The following is a 20,749-nucleotide window of genomic DNA, read 5'->3' on the forward strand; positions in this document are numbered from 1 at the left end:
TGTTCTGTTAAGGCGTAACAGCCGACAATAATGCAATTGTATAAAGTTTAGTCTACCAAGGTGCGGGTTAGAAATTTGTAAGCAAAAGATTAAGAGTTGCAACAATCATTCAATGTTTGCGGAACCAAGAATTGCGGATTAGTAGTCAGATAAACGTAGTTCCGCGATCAGCATTGTTTCGATCAAGTGGAGTAGTATGCACTTATTTTACTCTTAAAGCATTGCTACCTCAGTAATTTTTTGTAGTTGCTACTACAATATGGAAAACCCATCTTAGACAACAAGAGCAAATCTAAAGAGTTGAAAACAAGATGAATCTTGAAAAAAATCAGCAGAAAGACCGACTTCTTGTCTCTTACATTTTGTGTGCAGTTGGATTTATGGGGGTGGGAGGATTGCACCGTTTCTACAATGGCAAGATCGGGACTGGTTTGTTTTGGCTGTTGACTGGTGGTGTATTTGGTATAGGGCAGATCGTGGATTTGCTCTTTATCCCCAATATCGTTGACGAATACGAACAAAAGCTGAGACTAAAAGCAGGTGTATCTCCCTTCGGTGTGCCGTTGAATCAAGCAGTAGTTACCTCTCAAGTTCACCCTCCAACAGGAAACCAACTGATGATTAAACTGATTGAAGCGGCGGAAAGTAAGGGTGGTATTTTAACTGTCACTCAAGGCGTTAAATTCACGGGCGCTAGCTTTGCTGAAGTAGAAGCTACTCTCAATGAGATGTACAAATCAGGTTATGTAAAAATAGATAACGACCCCAATACTGGAGCCGTTATCTACCATTTCCACGAACTTTAATTTGTCATTTTGTCATTTGTCCTTTGTTCAAAACCCAATGACCAATAACTAATTTATACCTAGCCACTTTTGACCACCCAAGCGCTGAACTAAGCCATATACCAACAAATCGAGTGTAATTTTACGCTCATCGATTAAGAATGACTCAAGAGTGCTAGGTTTTTTCCCTTCATTACAGGAAAATCCCTTTTTCCCTTGAATATCTTCTTCAGGGAAATACAGGTTAAACTGACGCTGACCTGTTTCTTTCCAACTGCCGATAATTTGCCAGCATTCTTGGGCAGATTCAAAGCCAGTGATTGGCACTTTCTGCTTGGCAAAAGACACCTGTAAATCTTGCACACCTTGTTGAGCGATCGCTTTTTGTAAAGCTGGTAAGTAGTCTTGCTCAATGAACTCTACAAATGGCTTATCTTCAACAGATGGGGCTTTTTCCTTTTTTGCGGCTTTAGCTGCGGCTGCTGCGGGTTTTTCTTGCTTGGGTGATCCAGCAGCTGGTTTAGCAGAATTGGGGTTATCTTCGGAGTTTGCAGTTTTAGGGTCTGGCGCGTTAGCAGTAGGAAGGTCTGTAGCTTCGGGTGAGTCTGTACTAGGAGCGTGTTCTTCAGCCACACTGGGAGCTTGCTGGTCAACTGTGCTGGGAGCTACTTCTCCCGCTTGATTGTGATTGGTTGGGTCTGCCATTGCTCAGGTCAATCCTTTAATCTAGCTTTTGGAGCGATTGCTCACCTTGAGGTATCGGGTATTTTTATTTTGACATACTAGTGCAGCAGGACAATAATAACTGTACAGTTAAAAATAACCCAAAGGCATAGGGCATAAGCTTTCTTCCCTTCTCCCCTTCTCTCCTCTACCCCTTCAATTGTAAAGCGATCGCTCAAAACTAAACCATATCTTTCGGTAAATTAGCCATTAAAGTAGCATCGAAAAGTATAAAAAAAGGTAATAGTGACTAGCTTACTGTTGCGTGACAGTTGAGGCTGCGAAATGTGCGCTACAGCCGGAGGCATTGTTAAACCAATTCGCAATTCGCAATTCGCAATTACGTTTTGTGTTAGCGAAGCGTTAGCGAGTCTGCGAGCGTCCGGGGATTTAGACCCCGACAGAAAACGCGCTGCTTGATAGAAGCAGGGGACTTAAACCCCTAAATTGTTAAAAAATTGCAAAAGAAATGAAAATGTAAGAATGCAGCTATGTAGATCGATAATTTAGGTAAGCGAAAAACCTGTTATGCAGACTATTAAGAAAAAGTCAACAATAAAAGCCTGGGCAGGTGCGATACCTTCTCTACGAGAGGCTACGCCAACGGTGAGCCTTGCTAACGCAGAATCGGCAAAAGAATTTCCCGCTACCCAATTGCCAATTCTTTCTGGGAAAATTCCAGATGACTTGCGTGGCACACTTTACCGCAATGGGCCCGCACGGCTAGAACGCGGTGGCATTCACATGGGACACTGGTTTGATGGAGATGGAGCAATTCTGGCTGTAAATTTTACCGATGCAGTTGCAACCGGGGTTTATCGCTATGTGCAAACCTCTGGTTATCAAGAAGAAGCCGCAGCAGGTAGACTAGTCTACGGCAACTATGGCATGACTGCACCAGGCCCAATTTGGAATCAATGGCAAAAGCCCATCAAGAATGCTGCCAACACCTCGGTGCTAGCACTTCCAGATAAACTTTTGGCACTATGGGAAGGTGGTAAACCCTACGCCCTCGATTTACAAACTTTAGAAACTTCAGGTGAAGATGATTTAGGGGGATTAACTGAAGGATTAAACTATTCTGCACATTATAAGCGTGATAAACAAACAGGGGAAATTTTTAATTTTGGCATTAGCCCTGGATTAAATGCGACGCTTAATATTTACAAAAGCGATTCAACTGGGAGGATTACCCAACAAGCCGCATATCAATTAGATGGTGTGCCATTAGTGCATGATTTTGTTTTAGCAGGACAGTATCTTGTATTTTTCATTCCGCCAGTGCGGTTGAATGTCTTACCTCTGCTAATAGGAATAAGCAACTATAGTGATTCGCTAGAGTGGCAACCTAAGTTAGGAACTCAGATTTTAGTTATTGATAGGGTTTCCCTATCTGTAGTGAGTCGTGGAGAAACCGAACCTTGGTTCCAATGGCATTTTGCTAACGGTTATGTAGATGCTAGCGGTTCAGTGATTGTGGATATCGCTCGTTATGAAGATTTTCAAACTAACCAGTATCTTAAGGAAGTAGCGACAGGTAAGACTCACACCGCAGCTAAAAGTACATTAATGCGAGTTCATCTGCATCCTCAAACTGGCAAAGTTACGTCAATTCAGCCGCTATTAAACGGACATTGTGAATTTCCGAATGTACCACAGCAAAATGTGGGGCAAGCTTCGCGTTACACATATATGTCAAAATCCCGTTCAGGAACAGATATTAGCCAAGAAATATTAAATGCGATCGCTCGTTTTGATCACAAGACCGAAACCCTCACCGAAGCAGACTTTGGACAAAACCGTTATCCTTCAGAACCCATCTTTGCCCAAGATACCCAAAATCCTGCACAAGGTTGGGTACTAACTGTTGTCTACGATGGTAATTCTCATAGTAGCGAAGTTTGGGTATTTGATAGCGATCGCCTGGATGCCGAACCCGTTTGTAAACTAGGATTACCCAGCGTCATCCCTCACAGCTTCCACGGCACTTGGAACCCAGCCTAATAAACCCTCCGCGGAATGTAAGACCAAAGACTTCTGGACGTAAAAAATCCACCAAGTCCGAGGCAATCCCCAATGATTTGGGAAGCCTACAGTGTACCGAAGGTCACTGTAGGTAGTTCATTCAGATTGATTAACCGCACATGATATTACAGTGATTTACGCGGGTTAGAATAGAAAAAAACTTTATATACATTTCGCTGATTAAGCATAATTGCCCATGACCACTTCTAAACGCCACTACCACATCACTACCTTCGGTTGTCAGATGAATAAAGCTGACTCAGAGCGCATGGCTGGCGTTTTGGAAGACATGGGCTTTGAATGGTCAGAAGATCCAAATAATGCAGATGTAATTCTCTATAATACCTGCACGATTCGGGATAATGCCGAGCAAAAGGTATATTCCTATCTTGGCAGACAAGCAAAGCGCAAGCATGAGCAGCCTGATTTAACCCTCATCGTTGCTGGTTGCGTTGCCCAGCAAGAAGGTGAAGCGCTATTGCGGCGAGTCCCAGAATTAGACTTGGTAATGGGGCCACAACACGCCAATCGCCTCAAAGATTTGTTGGAGTCGGTGTTTGACGGCAACCAAGTTGTCGCAACTGAGTCGGTTCATATTATTGAAGATATCACCCAGCCGCGACGAGATAGTAAGGTAACAGCTTGGGTAAATGTAATTTACGGCTGTAACGAACGCTGCACCTATTGCGTGGTTCCCAATGTGCGAGGTGTCGAACAATCTCGCACACCGTCAGCGATTCGGGCTGAAATGGAAGAATTAGGACGGCAAGGTTACAAGGAAATTACTCTACTTGGTCAAAATATTGACGCTTACGGTAGAGATTTACCAGGAACAACAGCAGAAGGCCGGCATCTGCACAACTTCACAGATTTACTTTATTATGTCCATGATGTGCCGGGAATTGAAAGGCTAAGATTTGCTACTAGCCATCCCCGTTATTTTACAGAGAGATTAATTAAGGCTTGTGCTGAGTTGCCCAAAGTGTGCAAACACTTTCACATTCCCTTTCAATCTGGGGATAATGAACTTTTGAAAGCGATGTCGCGGGGTTATACTCATGAAAAATATCGCGGCATCATCGATACTATTCGGCGGTATATGCCAGATGCTTCTATTAGTGCCGATGCGATTGTCGGTTTTCCTGGGGAGACAGAAGCACAGTTTGAAAATACCCTGAAACTGGTAGAAGATATTGGCTTTGATATGTTGAACACAGCAGCATATTCACCCCGTCCAGGGACACCAGCCGCATTATGGGACAATCAACTGAGCGAAGAAATCAAAAGCGATCGCCTCCAACGGCTCAATCATTTGGGAAACTTGAAAGTAGCCGAGCGATCGCAACGTTACTTTGGGCGTATCGAAGAAGTTTTAGTAGAAGACCAAAACCCCAAAGATCAAACTCAGGTAATGGGACGTACTGATGGTAATCGTCTGACATTCTTTAGTGGCGACATCAAAGAATTGAAAGGGCAATTGGTGAAGGTAAAAATTACTGAAGTTCGCCCTTTTAGCTTGACAGGTGAACCAGTTGAAGTTGCAGCAATTTTCAGATAAATAAACCACTGGCAAGCTGACCTTAAATCTTTGAACCAACTGCCCTTGAGAGCCTTTTTTTGCTTCCCAAGCTATAATCACGCGAGTACGTAAATCTATTTTCGGACAAGTCTGTTGTAGCCGTGTTACCAATAACAACGGTAATAATCATATCTATTTTAAGTGTTAATGCTTGGATTGCATTAACACTTTATTTTTTTATAACATTCATGTTCTAAGTGTAAATCCTAGGTACAGGGATTACTATGATCAAAAGTTTACAAAAATCATTCCTTTCAATACTAAACATACCCGACATTTTTAGTCGGGTATGTTTGACTGGTATTTTTGCACGTGTTACTATCAGGCGACAGCAGACAGACAAACAGGGAAAGCTAGTTTATGACTCAGGCAATCAAAACCCAAACCCAAACTCAAAGCAGCACCGCCTACTTTCAAGCCTTAAAGTGTAAAGAATGTGGTGCGGAATATGAACTCAAAGCCAGTAATGTTTGTGAGTTATGTTTTGGCCCGTTAGAAGTCAAGTATGACTACAGCGCCCTACGTCTAACTGTTACTCGTGAAACAATTAAAGCCGGGCCCAATTCAATTTGGCGCTACCGTCCCTTTTTGCCTGTTGCAACTGACAATGTTATAGATGTGGGAACGGGTATGACTCCCTTGGTTCGTTCCCACCGTCTTGCCCGTCGCCTGGGTCTAAATAAGCTTTATATAAAAAATGATGCCGTTAATATGCCCACCCTTAGCTTTAAGGATCGGGTAGTTTCAGTTGCCCTCTCCAGAGCGCGAGAGTTGGGTTTCACTACTGTTTCTTGCGCTAGCACTGGTAACTTGGCTAATTCTACAGCTGCGATCGCAGCTCATGCCGGTTTAGACTGCTGTGTATTCATCCCCGCAGATTTAGAAGCCGGTAAAATTATAGGTAGTCTGATCTACAGTCCTACCTTAATGGCCGTCAAGGGTAATTACGATCAAGTGAATCGTCTTTGCTCAGAAGTTGCCAATACACATGGCTGGGGTTTTGTCAATATTAACCTGCGTCCTTATTATTCTGAAGGTTCTAAGACACTAGGTTTTGAAGTTGCAGAACAACTAGGCTGGGAACTACCGGATCATGTTGTTGCTCCCTTAGCATCTGGTTCACTATTCACCAAAATTTATAAAGGTTTCCAAGAATTTATCGAAGTTGGTTTGGTAGAAAACAAGAGCGTTCGTTTTAGCGGCGCTCAAGCTGAAGGTTGTTCACCCATCGCCCAAGCCTTTAAAGAAGGACGCGACTTTATTAAACCAGTTAAACCGAATACAATTGCTAAATCGCTAGCGATCGGTAACCCAGCAGACGGCATTTATGCTGTAGAGCTAGCTCAGAAGACTGGTGGTAATATTGAATCAGTCAATGATGCAGAAATTATTGATGCCATCAAGCTGCTGGCAGAAACCGAAGGCATCTTCACAGAAACGGCTGGTGGTACTACCGTGGCCGTGCTGAAAAAACTGGTAGAAGCTGGCAAAATTGATCCAGATGAAACTACCGTGATTTACATCACTGGCAATGGTCTGAAAACCCAAGAAGCAATTCAAGGCTACGTTGGCGAACCCTTGACTATTGATGCCAAACTCGATAGTTTTGAACGTGCGCTAGAGCGATCACGTACTCTGGATCGCTTGGAATGGCAACAAGTCCTCGTTTAGTTAGAAATTAGGAGTTATGAGTTATGAGTTTTTGATTCATAACTCCTAACTCTTAACTCTTAACTGTATTCCTAACTCTTCACTTTGTACTTCTATGGCTGTAACAGTTTTAGTTCCTACGACTCTTCAAAATTTGACTAATAATCAAGCTACTCTAGAATCCAACGGTAGCACCATTGCTGAATTATTGGACTCTTTAGAACAAAGCTTTCCTGGGATTAAATCCCGGTTGTGCGATGAGGAAGGCAAACTACGTCGGTTTGTAAATTTTTATGTCGATAGCGAAGATATTCGCTATTTAGATGGTATTAATACAGCCCTGAAAGATGGCGATGAAGTAAGTATTGTCCCCGCTGTTGCAGGTGGTTAACAAAGAAAGCACTAAATAAAGTAGAAGCCAACTACACAAAGGTTTGAGAAATTGCCTCGTTCCCAGTCTCCGGCTGGGAATGCCCATTAGTGGGCTGCCGCCGATTAGTGAGGGAAAATGTCAAGCAAGAGTGAGCGCAAAGATGGGTGTTGCTGCAAGCATTTCTTTAACATCATCTAGATTAACTTTTAGCACAGACACAGACTCTAATTGGTTGCTCACTTCCAACATACTGAACATTTCAACCTGAAATCCTTGCGCTTGAGCAAATTGTTTTACATGCTCAATAATATTCATGTGCAAAGCAAAATTAAAAACTAAAAGTACTCCTCAAAATGCCGATGGTAACTGAGTTACTATCTGGTGTGTGACCAGGCTCCAAGATATGAATTATTCCTGGTGTAAGGCTAATGTTATCTGTTAGCTGAAAACGATAAAATGCCTCAATTTGAGTAGTCGTCCCTGGTTGTCCACCTGCACGTCCTAAACCAGTATTGATAAAATCAGGAACATTATTCCCTACAGGTAAGTTGCTACTAGTGATTTTAGGAGGTTGACCGACATAAATCCCACCTAGATTTCCTTTAGCAAATAAATCAGGGAAATTCAGAAACACCATATAATTCGTTGTTTCTACATTTCCTGCTTGCCCAGGAATATAAGATTTAGTATAGCCACCCCACGCACCTGCACTAATGCGGGGAGAAATCTGCCAAGTTACAGTCGCACCCACGGCGTTAGTTTGCAGAGGTGCTGATTTTGCGGTGGTGGTATTGACTGTAGTTAAGCATTCATCGCCAACAAAGGTTAGTAAACAACCATCTGAAGAGTAATTATTAACGTAATACAAACTTAAATCTAGAGTATCGGTTGGTGTCAGCAGCAATTGTACACCTGTAGTGGTGGTTCCATCAAATAAACCGCTACCTTTACCAGGGTTTCCTGGTTGATAACTAGTATAAATTGCCTGTAAACTAGCGCGTTTAGCAAATTGCCAATCAATAGCTATACCGCCGTGACCATATCCCATATTTAAAATTGGGTTTCTTTGGGCAAAATAAGACAACGGCCCTGTTGCAGCACTTTCTACCCGATTGGGGCCTCGGAAAGCAGTTGGCATACTTACGCCTTCTGTTCCCACCATCACTGCTAGTTTATCTGTCACTAGCCAATGAAAATTGAGGTCACTTACAATCAAGTTATCTGTGGGAAATTCGTAGCCAAGTAAAACATCATTTCGAGAAACACTATTGGTAAATCTCGGCGCAGTAGTACCCTTACCATCTAAAAGACCCGTAAACAAGTAACTACGGGGAGTGATTTGGCTAGTTAAATACAGCTGCCCTAAGGATATAACATTAGTGTTTGTCCCCGCATCATCTGTATCTTTTTGTCCATCTCTAGGATTCACATCACCACGATTGCTAGTTCGTCCTTGAATGCCAACTATGAGTAATCCACTGAGTTTGGTTGTTGTTGAGAATTGATTGGCTTTGATTTCAGAGTTTCTGGCTTCTAAACTATCGACACGACTCCGCAAAGTTGCTAATTCAGGGGCAAATTCTGACTGCAATTTTTGTAATATTGCTAAATCTTCTCGGATGGCTAAATCGCTCGTGGCTGTAGTGATTAATTCGTTGACTCTATCTAAACAAGCATTCACCCCGGCGGCAAATTCATACCGACTTAAGGCCCGATTACCGCGATAATTGCTATCTGGATAGCCTGCTATACAGCCATAACGTTCTACCAAAGACTGTAAAGCTTGGAATGCCCAATCGTTAGGTTGTACATCCTTGAGTTGAGAAACCGATGTAATTTGCGCCATCGAATCTTCTGGGGAGAGGGGAGAAGAATTTAAATCTATACTCTCCTGCGCCTGAGTAGTTACTGTGTCTGTGTACTCTTGTGCTAGTGCTTTTTGTGCAACTCCATTTACTCCCACAATTAGTAACCATGCGAGCATCCAGGTTTTGCTATGACTGCGGCTAATAAGTCTACCTTTCAATTTTTTACACTCTGCTCACATACTTAAGTGAAGAGTGTATTCGCCATTGTCTAAGCTTCACATGAGGAAATCTACGGATTTTGTCAAAAATTAGACTTAATCCTTCTGGGCAACTTCTGAAAGGATGAGTATAACAGTGTATTGGGTATTGGATATTGGAGACTTTTAAGAGGCAGAGGGAGCAGGGGAGGATGAAGGAGAAAAACCAATACCTAATGCTCAAATGCCCATTGCTCAACGCCCAAAAAGCTCCACTGGATTGATTGAAAACTAATATGGCAAATCGTTCACGCAAGCCGACACCAAAAGCCTCTAAACAAAATCAACCTCATGCAGGTATAAGGAAACGCGTAGTTAAAAAGCCCCAGAAAAAGCTAAAACGGGGAAGTTGGTTGTCGTCAACGCTAGCGATTGCAATTCTGTTAAGTAGTGCTAGTCTAATTATGGCTTTTGCCTGGATTAGTGTTCTCTTTATCTTCAATCCAGACCAGGTAAGCTGGCTAAATAAAATTTTACCTGCATGGGCACAAATCCCTCTTGGTAACCACGAACGCCCCCGAACCCTCAAACAAATTCAACTCGATTTGAGTAAAAAAAACCAAATAGTCGGGGAAGCTCTGCCTTTGTATCAGGATGCGAAAAACTTATTTTTACTACCAATCTTTCAAAAGCGTGCTAATTGTGAATCTGATTGTGAAAAACTTGTGGAACTCAGGGTTTACCAGCGTTCAGAAGAGTTAGAGTTTAAATCTCAGTCAGAAAATTACTATTATCTAGCGACTCAACTATCTGTAACTGGGCCAGAAGAATCCTTTGTGATTTCTTCCTCACTTGATGGGACATCAGAACCCCAAGATATTAGCATTCTCCTACCTTTAACTAAAGTGCAACGCTTTGACGGTGGAACACCATCACTAGGGGTTTGGTTTAATTTGCTGGGTAAACGCCAACAAGGAACTGGTGTTTACGGTCACGTTATATACTACAATCCAGAACGCACCAATTTACTACAAATGTTGTCTTGGACAAGTCCGAACGGACAATTACCCAAATGGCAGCAGGTAACTGGTGATGGTACAAAAGAGTTAGTTGTTGATAAAACTGTAGGTTTAGAACCGCACTTACAGGTTTACCAAGTCAAGCCTCTCAAATTATTCCTTAAACCAATTCAATTGGAGGCAATTACCCTCCAAACAGCAGCCCTCAATGATTCTGCATATCAAAACGCCCTATCAATTGCCCGTAGTGGATTGTGGACACCAGCCTTTGAATGGTTAAAATTCATCAAGAAACAGCGCAAAGGAATTTTGCCAGAGGCGGCGCAAGCGCAAATGGATTTGATTCGCTTGCATTCCCAACTTACTAAAACCCAAGCCCAGAAAAAATGGGCAAGTCCTAGTCAAGAAGTGCTAGCACATTTGATTGATGGTCGTTGGGGGAAAGCTTTACAGGTATTTGAAGCGTCGCCACATAATGCCCAAGAAATTGCTACTTTACTCAAAGCTGATGAAAAACGGTTGTGGAATCGCACGGTGGCGGCGTTGCGGGTGAACCCAAATAGATTAGAGGTGCAAGCTTGGTTCGCTTTGATTTTAGCAGTTCAACGGGGGGAAGGACATACTAGTTCCTGGTTGAAAGCGCAACCAAAAATTACAAAAGATGACCTTGCTTATATTCAAGGTCTATTAGCAAGACTCAATAATAAGGGTACATCGGGAATATCCTCTACTCACCCTAGTCAAATTGTCGGTACAGTTCAACCAATCACTCAAGTTACTAGCACCCAATGGCTGCAACCCAATTCTTCAGCAGACTTGAAACTCACAGATAACCAAGTTTGGTATCAGGTAGAGGTAAGTGCATTTCATGATGGAAAACGCTGGCTAAATTCCCCCTTTGAGAATTTGAACCAACCCAAAACTTCCCCCGCCAAATTTCTCTGGACAACTTTGGGAATCACTTCTAACCCTGAAATCCAGATTGTGGTCTGGTTACCAAATGGAGAACAACAAATTACTATAGCCGCTATCAAAGCGGTGCAACTACAGGGTAAAGTTTTGCGTCTATTAGCTGCTGGCCCAAAAATCCCAGAGAATCAAAACCATGTTCTTCAACCCAAACCTTTAGGCTTGACAAATGCAGCACTGGAATGGGTACAACCATCTCCTATCACTCTACAAAAACTGTATCGACAAAATACCCAAGGGGTTAAGGTAATGTTATCGAGTGTGTGGAAATCTTTACAGCAATCTGGTGAAGTTTCGGCTGGTGCTATTCCTAGCTTTGAGCAGATGCAAGAAAAATTGGGTGATTGGCCCGTTCAAGTGATTGATTTAACAAATAACGTTCAACCAGAAATAATACTGACTATCTCAGCAGACGCAATAGCATCTTTGAATCAGTCTAAATCTGGAATTCAGAGCGAAAACACAGAGCAACACCGTGACCGGACTATAATTTTGTCTGATAGCAATGAAGTCATTTACACTGATTTTACAGGCAATGACTTACAAAGACTTGCTGCGATCGCCAAGCTTTCAGATGTGCAATCCTTAGCTTTATTAGTAGAAAATTCTCATAACTACAGTTTGAGGCGCTGGTCAGAGAAAAATCAGCGCTTTGAATAGCACGCCCCTTACTCAAATTTAAATTAAAGAAGCACTGGCGACGCCGAATAGCCCGTCGTAGACATCGCTATCTCCCAGAATGAATTATTCTTTTTGGTTAGTGTCGGCCAGACGTTGGTGCTTCAGATTCTCCAACTGCTGCAACAGAGAGTCTACCTCTGCTTGTAGATGCATAAACTTAGCTTGCTGATCGTCTTGATAATAAGACTTGGTTAACTTACTGACCCAGTTAGCCTGGGACTCGCGATCAGAAACACTAGAGAAACAAGTAGGCATCGCTAATTAAATCCAAAACTTAACTCACACCACTAGAAATATTATAATAATGTTCTTTTAAGCTTTATTAAATTATTGTATATTTTTCATCAATTACTCTAATGTATTTCAGATTCAATCATAAGAGACGGTGATCATAATAGCTGTGTTCCAAAGAAAAGGGACTTCCAACTAAAAAAACATTCCATCCCTGCGGGACAGTACGCGTAGCAAGATCCCCAAAGGGGCACGCATTTTGAGAGGACTATTAGCTTTAGAAAAATTCCGTGGCGGAATGGCAACGAAGTCCAAGATTTAAAAAATGTAATGTTAGGAATGGATAAGGGCAAGTCCTTGCCAAAGGCTACTGCCAAGGAGAGACAGCGCATTGCCTATTTAACTGGTATTCTAAATAAAAATGGCAAGTGAAACACCTGCACCACAAAAAATAATATTCTTAAGTAATATTCTTTTGAAATTAAGGGGCAGGGAACTGGCACAGAAAAATTCACTTTCTTCCTCTTCCCCATCCTGCGCTTCCATGTGCGACCCTTTCTAAAATATCCAATCCTTTACATCAAGAAATTTTAAATCCCGTGACTTTGAGCCTGCCTGTTGCTAAATCTCATCGCCAACCCTGGCCCGGACTGATAGAAGCCTATCGCGAATACTTGCCTGTCAGCGAACAAACACCGATTGTCACTTTGTTGGAGGGTAACACACCCCTAATACCAGCACCAGCGATCGCAGAACGCATTGGCAGACAAGTGCGGGTTTTTGTAAAATACGACGGTCTTAATCCCACCGGCAGCTTCAAAGACCGGGGGATGACTATGGCAATTTCCAAGGCCAAGGAAGCAGGGGCAAAAGCAGTAATTTGTGCCAGCACAGGCAACACCTCAGCCGCCGCCGCAGCTTATGCAAGGCGTGGGGGCATGAATGCCTTTGTACTGATTCCCGACGGTTATGTGGCGCTGGGCAAGTTAGCCCAAGCATTACTGTACGGTGCAGAAGTATTGGCAATTAAAGGGAATTTTGACCAAGCCCTAGAAATTGTCCGCGAGATGGCCGAAAGCTATCCAGTCACTTTGGTAAATTCGGTCAACCCTTACCGTCTAGAAGGGCAGAAAACAGCAGCCTTTGAAATCGTTGATGCACTGGGTGATGCACCAGATTGGCTGTGTATTCCCGTAGGCAATGCGGGAAATATAACAGCATATTGGATGGGCTTTTGTCAATACCATCAAGCCAGAAAGTGCGATCGCTTACCCCGGATGATGGGATTCCAAGCCGCAGGTGCAGCCCCCTTAGTACACGGTCAGCCAGTAGAAAATCCTGAAACATTAGCGACAGCAATTCGGATTGGCAACCCTGCTAGCTGGGAATTAGCGATCGCAGCGCAAACTGCAAGCCAGGGGAATTTCCACGCCGTTACCGATGCAGAAATTCTCGACGCTTATCGGCTTTTGGCAGCATCAGAAGGTATCTTCTGCGAACCTGCTAGCGCCGCTTCTGTAGCCGGATTGTTGCAGGTAAAAGACCAAATTCCTACAGGGGCGACAGTGGTTTGTGTCCTCACAGGCAATGGTCTAAAAGACCCAGATACAGCCATTAAACACAATCACAGTCTATTTAAACAAGGTATCGCAGCAAAACTGGGCGCAGTAGCCGAGGCAATGGGATTTTAAGCACTCTAGAACTAAAAGCGATCATAATATCTAATTGAAAAATTGCGTAGGCAAAACCCACCGGAGGTATCGCAGTCAGGATTTTTCAGTCTGACGAGTGTCGAAATAATCCCAAATTGCAAGATGATTGTCGATAGATGAATTTACACCAAGGCAAGCACAGCAAGGTGATTTCCAATCCAAAATCTAAAATCCAAAATGGTATAATTTTGGATAATTTTTAAGCAACTGGTTAATCATTTTGATTGATCTGCAAAGAAAAGGATACAAAGCAACTAAGTTTATAGAGACTATTAATTTTGAATTTTAAATTTTGAATTCGGAGCGAAGCGACATGACTCATTCTACTGATATTGCCACCTTAGCGCGGTGGATGGCAGCTGACTTTAGTAATCAAGAACAAGCTTTTGAAAATCCGCCTTTTTATGCCCACATTCGTGTGTGTATCCGTCCTTTACCGTTGGAATTGTTCTCAGGAGTAAGTTTGTTTCTCGAACAAGCTTATGATTTTATGCTCAATCAACCTTATCGGATGCGGGTAATGAAGTTGATTCCGGCAGAAAACCACATTGTTATTGAACACTACACGCTTAAAGAAGAACAAAAATTTTATGGCGCATCTCGTGAACCCGAACGTTTAAAAAGTTTATCCGTTGACCAATTGGAAAAAATGTCAGGTTGCAACATGGTTGTAGAGTGGACAGGTAATAGTTTTAAAGGCAGGGTTGAACCTGGAAAATGCTGCATTGTGGTTCGTGACGGCAAAAATACTTATTTGGATAACGAATTTGAAATTGACGCTAAAGAATTTTCCAGCCTTGATCGAGGAAGGGATTTAGACACTGATGAACATCTGTGGGGTTCTATCGCTGGTCCATTTCACTTTGTCAAATGGGGCACTTTTGCTGATGAAGTGAAGGTGTAATCAGAACTCTCTAGCGATCGCCTAAAGGCTACCAGAAACATCCAGTTAACCCACTATCTCTACCTCAGAATCCTATGCTATTATGGGTTAACTAGCGCCCTATAGCTACTGAATAGCTACTAAGAAGACCTTAGAGACATGAAAGTAGTTCAGGGAATATCGCTGTGGCGGCATAGCCAAGTGGTAAGGCAGAGGTCTGCAAAACCTCCACCCCCGGTTCAAATCCGGGTGCCGCCTTCAAACAAATATAAGCATTACAGGGCTTTGAAGCCCTTTTTTAGTGGTAGTTTGGGGAAACAACTGGGGTAAAACTGGGGTAGATATGTTTAGATTACTCGTTAACTGAGCTAGCTCATAGTAACCAATAGGAATAACCACTAAATTGAAGTCAATCAACATTCCAACTGGTTGAAAAAACTATGATTAGCCAACAAACAATAGATATCGTTAAATCTACAGCCCCTATCTTGAAAAAGAACGGTCAGCAAATTACAACTCGGATGTATGAAATTATGTTTCAAAACCATCCAGAAATCAGAGGACAATTTGATATGTCTGCTCAAGGAGATGGTTCTCAGCCTGCGAGGTTGGCTACAGCAGTTTATGCCTATGCCGCCCAAATTGATAATTTGCCTGCTTTAAAATCGATGGTAGAAAAGATTGCTCATCGTCATGTTCAGACCCATGTTACACCAGAGCAATATCCTATTGTCGGGGAAAGTTTACTGCAAGCGATGAAAGATGTTTTGGGAGAAGTTGCTACAGAAGAAGTGATGGCGGCTTGGGCTAAAGCTTATCAGGCATTGTCTCAGGTTTTCATTCACAGAGAACATGACATATATATAGATGAAGAGAGAAAACAAGTTGTGCATTCTTAACGACAAAACTATATTTTTGTTGCTTCCTGCAAATTAGCGATCGCTTTTTCTATCGTCTCTCCTTGGCTGGCGGTTCCCACCTCTGGACATTGAGCTACGTAAACATCCTCTTCCCAATGCAGAATTGCTACAAGAGACTTCCAAATAAAAAAATAATCAATCGCTTTGGTAAGCAGGGGGAGCGTCGTATTGGATGCAGGAATTGAGTAATTTAATTTTTGGATAGCTACGGTATACACACAAGTCTTCTAACATTTCCCCGCAGGCTTTTGATCCCCCCAATCCCTGTTAAAAAGTGGGGCAAAAACCTCTCAAAGTCCCCCAATTGATTGGGGGATTTAGCAGGATATAAACGCTGTAAGACAACCCTCAAATACTAGTGTGTACACTGTAGCCTTAAAGGAAGAGAGAAATAGAAGTCAAGTCAAACTATATTGCATAGAAACGAGAAGCGCTATAACCTGGGTTTTAGCACCCTTTTAACCAAACACGGATTATGAAAAAGCTGATCAACAAGCCGGAAGACTTTGTGCGGGAAAGTCTAGAAGGTATGGCGGCGGCTCATTCCGATTTAATTAAACTGAACTATGATCCCGCATTTGTCTATCGAGCCGATGCACCTATTCAGGGAAAGGTAGCAATTGTTTCAGGTGGTGGCAGTGGACATGAACCAATGCACGCTGGTTTCGTCGGCAAAGGAATGCTTGATGCAGCTTGTCCTGGTGAGGTTTTCACTTCACCTACTCCTGACCAAATGCTAGAAGCAGCAAAGCTTGTAGATGGAGGCTCTGGTATCCTTTACATCGTCAAGAATTACAGTGGCGATGTCATGAACTTTGAGATGGCAACGGAGTTAGCCCGTAGTGAGGGCATTCGATCGCTAAATATTTTGATTGATGACGATGTAGCAGTGAAAGATAGTCTCTATACCCAAGGACGGCGGGGTGTGGGAACAACAATACTGGCGGAAAAAATTTGTGGTGCTGCGGCTGAGGTAGGGTATGATTTGCCACAAATAGCAAATTTATGTCGCCGAGTAAATCTGAATGGGCGGAGTATGGGAATTGCTCTAACATCTTGTACAGTCCCCGCTAATGGAATGCCGACATTTGAATTGACCGATCGCGAAATTGAATTAGGTATCGGTATCCACGGTGAGCCAGGAATAGAACGCACAGCCCTAAAATCAGTAGATGAGATCACCGAAATTTTGACGCGAACGCTCATTGACGATGCAGCATACAGCCGCACACTGCGCGAGTGGGATGAAGACAAAGGAGAATGGGTAGATGTAGAACTCACAAATCTACCATTTGCCAAAGGCGATCGCTTATTAGCTTTCGTCAATAGTATGGGCGGAACTCCGGTTTCCGAACTGTATATTGTTTACCGCAAACTCGCCCAAATCTGCGAACAGCAAGGATTGCAAATTGTGCGAAACTTGATAGGCCCTTACATTACATCTCTAGAAATGCAAGGTTGCTCCATTACCCTGCTGAAATTAGATGACGAGATGATCCGCCTATGGGATGCACCAGTAAAAACACCAAGTTGCCGCTGGGGAATTTAACTAATTACGAATTATGTTGAGTCAGTCGCAGATATTACAATGGTTGCAGGCTTATGCAACCGAGATAGAGCAGAATAAAGCATATTTGACAGAATTAGATGCTGCGATCGGAGATGCGGATCATGGGATCAATATGGATCGCGGCTTCAAAAAGGTAAGTACTCAGTTACCAACTCTTACAGACAAGGATATCAGCAACATTCTCAAAGCTGTGAGTATGACCTTGATTTCTTCCATTGGCGGTGCTAGTGGCCCTCTTTATGGCACTTGGTTTTTATGAGCCAGTACAGCAGTAGCAAATAAGCAAGAATTAACAGAACAAGATGTGTTAGGGCTACTCCAAGCAGGCTTAGACGGCGTGCTGCAACGTGGCAAAGCGCAACTAGGAGACAAAACAATGGTGGATGTGCTATCTCCGGCTGTAGCCGCTTTTGGGCAGGCTATAGGAGAAAGTAAGGGAACGCTAGAAGCTATGCAACAGGCTGTAGCAGCAGCCCAAAGAGGGTTGCAGGAAACTATATCGATGCATGCCAAAAAGGGACGGGCTAGCTACCTGGGGGAACGGAATATCGGACATCCAGACCCAGGAGGGACTTCTGCTTATTTGATGTTGAAGAGTTTGTTATGGGTGTTAGAAAGTGCTGGGAAATAACGCTGGCTATATCAAAGGGATAAATGGCTCAATACAAACGTTTCCACAAGCTAGTCTGAGTATTTATTTTAGGCGATTACGGCTATCTTTATGAAGGCTCTCCAAGATAACCAGACGACCTTATACATTTCAATAAAACCAACAAACTAAATGTATCCTTAATGCTCGGCTTTATCTTTATCTATATTTTTTTATCTAATTATCTGATTCATAACAGATGTACTCTGGATTCGCCATTTACCTCGTTCTCGAATCAAATCATACCGAACTCGCAAATTATCGTTAGAAGAGTTTTTAAACTGACCATTTTCATAGAACTGTGCTACTTCCTTAACCGTAGCTTCCACTGCGGCACGATCTGCAAATAAATCAATCTTCTCAACAGATTCTATCTTCAAGCTATGGTCATATTTGCCGTAGCGATTGTCTGACCGATACTGTTGAGCAATCAGCCGCCATTGAGATAAAGCGGAACCAGTTAAAATCTGATCTAAATTATTAATCTCATGATTGGGTCCTAAAGCTGCGGCTTTGGTCGAGAACCAAGTCCGAATAACTTCCTCTGCCGTTGCATTTGTTAAAGGGCCATCTAATGCTCCTAGTTTACTATTTGGAGTAGGAATAGGTATTGGTGGTTGATTTATCTGTACAGACAACTCTGAACCACGCACAGAGGATGTAGGGAAAAACAGATTTTTTAACCATCCAAAAGTTGTTGTGGCTACCACCCAGAGAACTAATAGACTCACCAAAGAAATAAACACTCTCCATACCAGCCGTGTTTTCCCTTCGATAGTGTTAGCAAAAGTTCGCCGCCGCCGGGGACGACGAGAATGAGGACGATTATCTGGGATACGCTCTCGGATAGTAGATTGAGTAGGTTTTCTTCGCCTACGCTTTTGGCTATGGCCAGGTGCAGCACTTTTAGCTGAACCATTCAAATGCTGATTAGTGCCTCTGGTCGTCATCCGTTCAGCGGCAGGAACCTCTGATTTTATACTTCCAGATGAACTCCACAGGGGTGATGATAAGTTTGAATATTCGGACGTTGGTGTTTCTGGCAAATCTAGATCAGGTGTTCTGCTGTGATTAAGTTGTGCTGAGGTCTTAGTTGAATTGTTGTGGAAATAGGGCTTATTTGTCTGTGGCTGGGGAAAATACTGGGGGTTAATAACAGCCCATTCATTAGTTGTTTCTGCATCAGTTGGCAGTGCTTCTAAATAAGCTTGTACCTGTTGATTAGCAAAGTAATCTTTTAAGAAAGCTTGCTGATTTGTCAAATCTCGAAAATGGGGAAATACTTCGTGTTGCAACCACTGTTCTGCATATAGACACAGCCCCGGTAACAAATCTGGAGAGTCTTGAGATTTTTCCCGAATAAAAGCTAAAGCTTCGTACTCCTGACTAAGTTCTAAAACACGAGTTGCTTCTTCAGTTTGCCCCAAGAGTAACGCACATAGCGACTGTTCTAAATGTACATCTTGACGTTTGCCCAGACGCACGAGCATTTGCCTTGCTTGACGAATTAAAGCCGGTTGCCGTTGAGCAAATCCCCGTGCTATCAAGGCATAAACAGCTAAGTAAGTGGCAACAGCAGAAGGACGTTTGCTTTGAGCTTCAAATAATTTATGCTGCTCTGCAACTGTTAAGTGGTTGCGTAACTGCTGGATAAATCGCAGAAAGTCATCTATATTTAAACCAGATTCATCATTGTTCGTGCCATCAATGCCACCACGATCTTCTAAAAGGTTTTGTAATAATTCCAAGCCTTGGCTTCGTTCAGCAGTCTTTTCTTGAGGTAGTGCCAGCAACTCCAAAATTCTATATGGACGCAACTTGTAAAGATCCGCCTGAATTTCCGCCTGTACACTAGAGAACAACCCTTCGCGTACTAGCAGTTCTTGACCAGTTTCTAGAGATATGGCGGCATTTTCATAATGACCTTGCTGCCACTGTTCACGACCTAATTCTAGACAAGCAAGGGCAACAGTGAGAACAACATCTGGATGTTCAGGACTTTCGGAAATTTCTTCGTCTGCTAAACTATGACCTTTTCTTGCACTTGTAGCACCATTTTTATTTACTAAGTACGGACGACCTAGTTTCAGTACAAGTTCGTATTCCCCCAACTCTTGCAAAATTAATAAAGCGCCAACTAATTCGTCTTGGTTAATTTCAATACCAAGACTTTGGGTGTCAATACCCCTTTTGGTGCTTTCTGGACGATTTTCCAGTGCTACTGCGGGAGCAGCAAGGTTATCAGGGTCATAGGCGTGGGCAAGATACAGATGATCGTAGGTACTGCGTTGTTTTGGATCTGATAAAACCACGTAAGCTTCTTCTATGAGTTGTTTACGAGAAGAAATTGCTGCATGAGAATACTCACGTCGTGGCAACTGTACAATGCGATCGCTGTATGCCTGTCGCAATTGTTCATCTGTTGCCGCCAACGGTAGTCCTAAAATTCGGTAGTAATCTAGCGGAATTCGCACAGCCTACTTCCCCTGCACCGTGATCAACATAATTCACCTAGAGCTTTCCAGGCCTGTAAAACCGTGCCATAAAAATGCCGTATAGAATTTACTCTACAAGTGTATATTGCAACAACTTGTTTTGTACCTTCCCGAAATTTTGAGTCACATTCTAGTACTAATTTTTTGTTTTCGCCTAGAAAACCTCAATTTTCTGTCTTAATTCTTAGTATTTTTGTTTAACACAACTATTATCAGCCTTCGATAGCACAAACCACAACTACCGCTTTTAATCACGGCATAATTGTTGTGGTTGCAAGAATCTATTGATGATTGATTTTTTAGGGACTTTCCCACTAGGAGGTTAGTAAGATACTACTTTTGGGGGTTGACCCTGATAACTAGAGAAGAAAATAATATCACAATTTACCTTTAATTACAATTATCTATTTGGGTGTAGAGAGTTTTGCCTCTTTTTTTTAAATTGTTAATGGATATGCAGAAAGCAGTCTATCTTGATTG

General features: G+C 42.6%; 16 protein-coding genes, 1 tRNA gene and 1 pseudogene. 12 read left to right on the plus strand and 6 right to left on the minus strand.

What is annotated here, in order from left to right:
- The first annotated feature begins 311 nt into the window (after positions 1-311).
- Complete coding sequence (locus H6G26_RS23240; RefSeq protein ID WP_190731576.1) at positions 312-806, plus strand: NINE protein; 495 nt, start codon at positions 312-314, stop codon at positions 804-806.
- A 48-nt stretch (positions 807-854) separates the two neighbouring features.
- Here H6G26_RS23240 and H6G26_RS23245 read toward each other — a convergent pair whose 3' ends face one another.
- Complete coding sequence (locus H6G26_RS23245; protein WP_190731578.1) at positions 855-1,490, minus strand: DUF2996 domain-containing protein; 636 nt, start codon at positions 1,488-1,490, stop codon at positions 855-857.
- 546 nt (positions 1,491-2,036) lie between these two features.
- Here H6G26_RS23245 and H6G26_RS23250 point away from each other — a divergent pair.
- The 4 genes from H6G26_RS23250 (at position 2,037) to H6G26_RS23265 (ending at position 7,153) form a co-directional block, all read left to right on the plus strand.
- Complete coding sequence (locus tag H6G26_RS23250; protein ID WP_190731580.1) at positions 2,037-3,512, plus strand: carotenoid oxygenase family protein; 1,476 nt, start codon at positions 2,037-2,039, stop codon at positions 3,510-3,512.
- Positions 3,513-3,729: 217 nt separating this feature from the next.
- Positions 3,730-5,091 carry a tRNA (N6-isopentenyl adenosine(37)-C2)-methylthiotransferase MiaB gene (gene miaB, locus H6G26_RS23255; protein WP_190731583.1) on the plus strand — a complete coding sequence of 454 codons (1,362 nt, stop codon included), beginning with the start codon at positions 3,730-3,732 and terminating at the stop codon, positions 5,089-5,091.
- 381 nt (positions 5,092-5,472) lie between these two features.
- Entirely contained in the window at positions 5,473-6,783 is a 1,311-nt protein-coding gene (gene thrC / locus H6G26_RS23260; protein WP_190731584.1) for a threonine synthase, read from the plus strand.
- Positions 6,784-6,877: 94 nt separating this feature from the next.
- Positions 6,878-7,153 carry a ubiquitin-like small modifier protein 1 gene (locus tag H6G26_RS23265; protein WP_190731586.1) on the plus strand — a complete coding sequence of 92 codons (276 nt, stop codon included), beginning with the start codon at positions 6,878-6,880 and terminating at the stop codon, positions 7,151-7,153.
- 120 nt (positions 7,154-7,273) lie between these two features.
- Here H6G26_RS23265 and H6G26_RS23270 read toward each other — a convergent pair whose 3' ends face one another.
- Positions 7,274-7,450 carry a hypothetical protein gene (locus H6G26_RS23270; RefSeq protein ID WP_190731588.1) on the minus strand — a complete coding sequence of 59 codons (177 nt, stop codon included), beginning with the start codon at positions 7,448-7,450 and terminating at the stop codon, positions 7,274-7,276.
- Between the two features lie 13 nt (positions 7,451-7,463).
- Positions 7,464-9,119: an iron uptake porin gene (locus tag H6G26_RS23275; RefSeq protein WP_190731590.1), complete on the minus strand. Its 1,656-nt coding sequence runs from the start codon at positions 9,117-9,119 to the stop codon at positions 7,464-7,466.
- Between the two features lie 317 nt (positions 9,120-9,436).
- Between H6G26_RS23275 and H6G26_RS23280 the strand changes: the two genes are divergently transcribed.
- The gene (locus tag H6G26_RS23280) at positions 9,437-11,788 is read left to right on the plus strand and encodes a hypothetical protein (RefSeq protein ID WP_190731592.1); all 2,352 of its coding nucleotides are present in this window, start codon (positions 9,437-9,439) and stop codon (positions 11,786-11,788) included.
- Between the two features lie 84 nt (positions 11,789-11,872).
- On the opposite strand, the gene H6G26_RS23285 is transcribed toward H6G26_RS23280, so the two are convergent.
- A complete protein-coding gene (locus H6G26_RS23285) occupies positions 11,873-12,064 on the minus strand; it encodes a hypothetical protein (RefSeq protein ID WP_190731593.1) in 192 nt (63 codons plus the stop codon).
- Between the two features lie 575 nt (positions 12,065-12,639).
- Between H6G26_RS23285 and thrC (H6G26_RS23290) the strand changes: the two genes are divergently transcribed.
- The 4 genes from thrC (H6G26_RS23290) to H6G26_RS23305 all read left to right on the plus strand — a co-directional run bounded on the left by thrC (H6G26_RS23290) (position 12,640) and on the right by H6G26_RS23305 (position 15,534).
- Complete coding sequence (thrC, locus tag H6G26_RS23290; RefSeq protein WP_190731595.1) at positions 12,640-13,731, plus strand: threonine synthase; 1,092 nt, start codon at positions 12,640-12,642, stop codon at positions 13,729-13,731.
- Between the two features lie 334 nt (positions 13,732-14,065).
- Positions 14,066-14,656, plus strand: coding sequence for a chromophore lyase CpcT/CpeT (locus H6G26_RS23295; RefSeq protein WP_190731597.1), 591 nt, complete (start codon positions 14,066-14,068; stop codon positions 14,654-14,656).
- 166 nt (positions 14,657-14,822) lie between these two features.
- Positions 14,823-14,893 (plus strand) — tRNA-Cys (locus H6G26_RS23300).
- 182 nt (positions 14,894-15,075) lie between these two features.
- A complete protein-coding gene (locus H6G26_RS23305) occupies positions 15,076-15,534 on the plus strand; it encodes a globin domain-containing protein (protein WP_190731599.1) in 459 nt (152 codons plus the stop codon).
- A gap of 8 nt (positions 15,535-15,542) precedes the next feature.
- Here the strand turns inward: H6G26_RS23305 and H6G26_RS23310 are convergent, their stop codons facing one another.
- A complete protein-coding gene (locus H6G26_RS23310) occupies positions 15,543-15,773 on the minus strand; it encodes a type II toxin-antitoxin system HicB family antitoxin (protein ID WP_242053837.1) in 231 nt (76 codons plus the stop codon).
- 257 nt (positions 15,774-16,030) lie between these two features.
- Here H6G26_RS23310 and dhaK point away from each other — a divergent pair, with 257 nt between their 5' ends.
- The gene (dhaK, locus tag H6G26_RS23315; RefSeq protein WP_190731600.1) at positions 16,031-17,104 is read left to right on the plus strand and encodes a dihydroxyacetone kinase subunit DhaK; all 1,074 of its coding nucleotides are present in this window, start codon (positions 16,031-16,033) and stop codon (positions 17,102-17,104) included.
- A 13-nt stretch (positions 17,105-17,117) separates the two neighbouring features.
- A pseudogene (dhaL, locus tag H6G26_RS23320) lies at positions 17,118-17,756 on the plus strand (dihydroxyacetone kinase subunit DhaL).
- 191 nt (positions 17,757-17,947) lie between these two features.
- On the opposite strand, the gene H6G26_RS23325 reads toward dhaL, so the two are convergent.
- Positions 17,948-20,248, minus strand: coding sequence for an IMS domain-containing protein (locus H6G26_RS23325; protein WP_190731602.1), 2,301 nt, complete (start codon positions 20,246-20,248; stop codon positions 17,948-17,950).
- Positions 20,249-20,749: the final 501 nt, after the last annotated feature.

The sequence above is a fragment of the Nostoc sp. FACHB-888 genome, assembly GCF_014696655.1.
GTDB lineage: Bacteria > Cyanobacteriota > Cyanobacteriia > Cyanobacteriales > Nostocaceae > Nostoc.

What these genes read in the sequence shown, in the direction of transcription:
- H6G26_RS23240 (WP_190731576.1), top strand. Translation starts at nt 312, where the DNA reads ATGAATCTTGAAAAAAATCAGCAGAAAGACCGACTTCTTGTCTCTTAC.
- H6G26_RS23245 (WP_190731578.1), bottom strand. Translation starts at nt 1,490, where the DNA reads ATGGCAGACCCAACCAATCACAATCAAGCGGGAGAAGTAGCTCCCAGC.
- H6G26_RS23250 (WP_190731580.1), top strand. Translation starts at nt 2,037, where the DNA reads ATGCAGACTATTAAGAAAAAGTCAACAATAAAAGCCTGGGCAGGTGCG.
- miaB (WP_190731583.1), top strand. Translation starts at nt 3,730, where the DNA reads ATGACCACTTCTAAACGCCACTACCACATCACTACCTTCGGTTGTCAG.
- thrC (WP_190731584.1), top strand. Translation starts at nt 5,473, where the DNA reads ATGACTCAGGCAATCAAAACCCAAACCCAAACTCAAAGCAGCACCGCC.
- H6G26_RS23265 (WP_190731586.1), top strand. Translation starts at nt 6,878, where the DNA reads ATGGCTGTAACAGTTTTAGTTCCTACGACTCTTCAAAATTTGACTAAT.
- H6G26_RS23270 (WP_190731588.1), bottom strand. Translation starts at nt 7,450, where the DNA reads ATGAATATTATTGAGCATGTAAAACAATTTGCTCAAGCGCAAGGATTT.
- H6G26_RS23275 (WP_190731590.1), bottom strand. Translation starts at nt 9,119, where the DNA reads ATGCTCGCATGGTTACTAATTGTGGGAGTAAATGGAGTTGCACAAAAA.
- H6G26_RS23280 (WP_190731592.1), top strand. Translation starts at nt 9,437, where the DNA reads ATGGCAAATCGTTCACGCAAGCCGACACCAAAAGCCTCTAAACAAAAT.
- H6G26_RS23285 (WP_190731593.1), bottom strand. Translation starts at nt 12,064, where the DNA reads ATGCCTACTTGTTTCTCTAGTGTTTCTGATCGCGAGTCCCAGGCTAAC.
- H6G26_RS23295 (WP_190731597.1), top strand. Translation starts at nt 14,066, where the DNA reads ATGACTCATTCTACTGATATTGCCACCTTAGCGCGGTGGATGGCAGCT.
- H6G26_RS23305 (WP_190731599.1), top strand. Translation starts at nt 15,076, where the DNA reads ATGATTAGCCAACAAACAATAGATATCGTTAAATCTACAGCCCCTATC.
- dhaK (WP_190731600.1), top strand. Translation starts at nt 16,031, where the DNA reads ATGAAAAAGCTGATCAACAAGCCGGAAGACTTTGTGCGGGAAAGTCTA.